Consider the following 3,820-nt stretch of genomic DNA (forward strand, 5'->3'; position numbering starts at 1 on the left):
CCGGGCCGGCATGGATCGCCTGCGCCGCCGCTTCTGGGGTCACCACCGGCTTGGTGACGCCGCGCTTGCGGACGGTGGTGGCATAGACGTGCGCGCAATCGGCCACCGCTGCCGCAACGTCGTCGAACACCGCCGCCCGTTCCAGCACCACGTCCGCTCCCGAAGCGGCCGGACCCGCCTGCGGGTTGGGCCAGCCGTCGCGCGGGGCGACGAGGCGCAGCTCGACCAGCCCGAAATTGAGCATCGCCCGCGCCGCCTTGCCGATATTCTCGCCCAGCTGGGGACGCACGAGGACGATGACCGGCGGCAGGCTCACTCGCGTGTGGCATCCTCGACCGCGCCGGCGAACGCCTCGAAGTCGCGCGCCTCGCTGAAGTCGCGATAGACGCTGGCGAAGCGGATATAGGCAACCGAGTCGAGCGCCTTCAGCCCTTCCATCACCAGCTCGCCGATACGCTTGGACGAGGTCTCGCCCTCGCCGGAGGTTTCGAGCTGGCGCTGGATGCTGCTGACCAGCCGCTCCACCCGCGCGGGGTCGATCGACCGCTTGCGGGTGGCGATCGCGATCGAGCGGAGCAGCTTGTCGCGATCGAACGGTTCGCGCTTGTTCTCGTTCTTCAGGACGACGATCTCGCGCAGCTGGATGCGCTCAAAGGTGGTGAAGCGCGCCGCGCACCCCTCGCACTGCCGCCGCCGCCGGATCGCCGCCCCGTCGTCGGTGGGGCGGCTGTCCTTCACCTGGCTGTCGTCATGGCCGCAATAGGGGCAGCGCATCGAGCGTGATCAGGCCTTCTTGCCCCGGACATAGCCGATGCCGGCCCCGACGGTCGCGCCGATGATCGGCCCCACGAACGGCAGCGGAATAGCGATTACCGCACCCAGCGCGGCCCATTTCGCCATGCTCTTGCCCAGCTGCGGATTGTTCTTGATGTCCTCGAACGCCATGGTCTTCATCCTTCGTAGATCGGAAAGCGCGCGCACAAGGCCCGCACCCTGGCTCTAACGTCCGCCTCCACCGCGGGGTCCCCCGCCTCGCCGTTGGCGGCGAGCCCGTCGAGCACGTCGGCGACCATGTGGCCGATCTCGCGGAACTCGCCGGGGCCGAAGCCGCGGGTGGTGCCGGCGGGGCTGCCGACGCGGATACCGCTGGTCTTGACCGGCGGCAGCGGGTCGTTGGGGATGCCGTTCTTGTTGCAGGTGATGCCCGCGCGCTCCAGCGCCTCGTCGGCGTCGCGACCGGTGATGCCGAGCGGGGTGAGGTCGATCAGCGCCAGATGCGTGTCGGTGCCGCCCGACACCACGTCGCTGCCGCGCTCCTTGAGGGTCGCCGCCAGCACCTTGGCGTTCTCCACCACCGCGGCGATATAGCCCTTGTAGCCGGGGCGCAGCGCCTCGCCGAACGCCACCGCCTTGGCGGCGACGACGTGCATCATCGGGCCGCCCTGCAGCCCTGGGAACACCGCCGAATTGATCTTCTTGGCGATTGCCTCGTCGTCGGTCAGGATCATGCCGCCACGGGGCCCGCGCAGCGTCTTGTGGGTGGTGGTGGTGACGACATGGGCATGGCCGATCGGGCTCGGGTGCAGCCCGGCGGCGACGATGCCGGCGAAGTGCGCCATGTCGACCAGGAAATAGGCATCGACCTTGTCGGCGATCGCGCGGAAGCGGGCGAAGTCGATGGTCCGCGGATAGGCGGAGCCGCCGGCGATGATCAGCCTCGGCCGGTGCTCGACGGCGAGCGCCTCGACCTGATCATAGTCGATCAGGTGAGTGTCGGCGGTGACGCCATACTGGACGGCGTTGAACCATTTGCCGCTCATCGACGCGCGTGCGCCATGGGTCAGGTGGCCGCCAGCGTCGAGGCTCATGCCCAAAATGGTCTCGCCCGGCTTGACCAGCGCCAGCATCACCGCGCCATTGGCCTGTGCGCCCGAATGGGGCTGGACGTTGGCGTGAGCGCAGCCGAACAGCCGCCTCGCACGCTCGATCGCCAGCGTCTCGACTTCGTCCGACGGCGCGCAGCCCTGGTAATAGCGCTTGCCCGGATAGCCTTCGGCATATTTGTTGGTGAACACCGACCCTTGCGCCTCCAGCACCGCGCGCGACACGATGTTCTCCGACGCGATCAGCTCGATCTGGGTCTGCTCGCGGGTCAGCTCGTGCGCGACGCCGGCGAACACCGCCGGATCGGCTTCGGCCAGGCCCGTGGTGAAGAAACCATCCGGCTGAACATCGTGCAGGTGGCGCGGCTGGGTGCTCATCGGTGAGGGTCCTGGCAGGATCGACGGGTGTGCGGCCTGTACCGCGGGGGGTCGCAAATGGCCACCCTGATCGCCGATCTTGACTTTCGCGTCATTTGCAGGCAATAGGCCGGGATCGAGGCGTTTGCAGCGTGATCGCGTCCCCGGCCCACAAAGGGTAGGATGTCGAGCTCCGCTTCGGTCAATTCCAGGCTCTCCTATCACGCGGGGTGTCATTCTCCCCCGCCACCCGTGCGCCCAGCGCGCGTGGCCGTCCAAGGTATTTCCATGTCCTTTTCCGACCTCGGCCTCGCCGAACCTCTCGTCCGCGCGCTCGAAGCCAAGGGCTATGCCGAGCCCACGCCGATCCAGCGCGACGCCATCCCCCTGATCCTCGAAGGCCGCGACCTGCTCGGCATCGCCCAGACCGGCACCGGCAAGACCGCCGCGTTCGTGCTGCCGTCGATCCAGCGCCTCGCCGCCGCCGACAAGCGCGTGCTGCCGACGCATTGCCGGATGCTGGTCCTCGCGCCGACGCGCGAGCTCGCCAGCCAGATCGCCGACAATGCGCGCGGTTATGGCAAATTCTCCAAACTGTCGGTGGCGACCGTGTTCGGCGGCACCAGCATCAACAAGAACCGCCAGGACCTCAGCCGCGGCGTCGACATCCTGGTCGCGACGCCCGGCCGGCTGATCGACCTGATCGAACAGGGTTTCCTGACCCTAGCGATGGTCGAGATCCTGGTGCTCGACGAGGCCGACCAGATGCTCGACCTCGGCTTCATCCATGCCCTCAAGCGCATCGTCAAGATGCTGCCGAGGAAGCGCCACACGCTGTTCTTCTCGGCGACGATGCCGACCTCGATCCGCGAGCTGGCCGACCAGTATCTGCACGAGCCGGCGACCGTGTCGGTGGTGCCGGCGGCGACCACCGCCGAGCGCGTCGACCAGACCGTCACCCTGGTCAACCAGGCCGAGAAGCAGGCGCTGCTGACCCTCGTGCTGCGCGATCCGGCGGTCGAGCGCGCGCTCGTGTTCACGCGCACCAAGCATGGTGCCGATCGCGTTGTGAAGCTGCTGGCCGGCAACGGCATCGCGTCGAATGCGATCCATGGCAACAAGAGCCAGGGCCAGCGCGAACGCGCGCTTGCCGAATTCAAGTCGGGCAGCGTCAAGGTGCTGATCGCCACCGACATCGCCGCGCGCGGCATCGACGTGTCGGGCGTCAGCCATGTCGTCAACTTCGAGCTGCCCAACGTGCCCGAGCAATATGTCCATCGCATCGGCCGCACCGCGCGCGCGGGTGCCAGCGGCATCGCCATCGCCTTCTGCGCCGAGGACGAGCGGACCTATCTGCGCGATATCGAGCGGCTGACCCGGCAGAAGATCCCGCAGGTCGCCTTGCCGGCCGACTTCCGCAACCAGGCGGAGGCGCTGAAGGCGGCGCGGGTCAAGGCGATCGGCAACGATCCCGCCCCGCGCGAGGAGCGCCCGCGCCACAAGATGCTCAGCCGGGGCGGGAGCCTGTACTCCCGGCTGGCCCTGGGCCTGGACCTCCACGACGTCACCGGTGGCTACCG

At 68.4% G+C, this 3,820-nt stretch carries 5 protein-coding genes; 1 reads left to right on the top strand and 4 read right to left on the bottom strand.

The genetic code is table 11. From position 1 onward, the window contains the following. From HUU96_RS12915 to glyA, 4 genes are all read right to left on the bottom strand, one after another. Positions 1 to 316: TrmH family RNA methyltransferase (locus tag HUU96_RS12915; protein ID WP_302480244.1), on the bottom strand; the 316-nt coding region annotated here is incomplete at its 3' end. Beyond that, a complete protein-coding gene (gene nrdR, locus HUU96_RS12920; protein WP_174293173.1) occupies positions 313 to 774 on the bottom strand; it encodes a transcriptional regulator NrdR in 462 nt (153 codons plus the stop codon). The genes nrdR and HUU96_RS12915, both read right to left, overlap by 4 nt. A 9-nt stretch (positions 775 to 783) precedes the next feature. Further along, entirely contained in the window at positions 784 to 945 is a 162-nt protein-coding gene (locus HUU96_RS12925) for a hypothetical protein (RefSeq protein ID WP_174293172.1), read from the bottom strand. 5 nt (positions 946 to 950) lie between these two features. Further along, a complete protein-coding gene (glyA, locus tag HUU96_RS12930; protein ID WP_174293174.1) occupies positions 951 to 2,261 on the bottom strand; it encodes a serine hydroxymethyltransferase in 1,311 nt (436 codons plus the stop codon). 267 nt (positions 2,262 to 2,528) lie between these two features. On the opposite strand from glyA, the gene HUU96_RS12935 reads away from it, so the two are divergent. Next, positions 2,529 to 3,820, top strand: a 1,292-nt coding sequence (locus HUU96_RS12935; RefSeq protein WP_174293175.1) for a DEAD/DEAH box helicase, incomplete at its 3' end; no start/stop codon positions are given.

This window comes from Sphingomonas bacterium (genome assembly GCF_903644135.1).
GTDB lineage: Bacteria > Pseudomonadota > Alphaproteobacteria > Sphingomonadales > Sphingomonadaceae > Sphingomonas.

What these genes read in the sequence shown, in the direction of transcription:
- nrdR (WP_174293173.1), bottom strand. Translation starts at nt 774, where the DNA reads ATGCGCTGCCCCTATTGCGGCCATGACGACAGCCAGGTGAAGGACAGC.
- glyA (WP_174293174.1), bottom strand. Translation starts at nt 2,261, where the DNA reads ATGAGCACCCAGCCGCGCCACCTGCACGATGTTCAGCCGGATGGTTTC.
- HUU96_RS12925 (WP_174293172.1), bottom strand. Translation starts at nt 945, where the DNA reads ATGGCGTTCGAGGACATCAAGAACAATCCGCAGCTGGGCAAGAGCATG.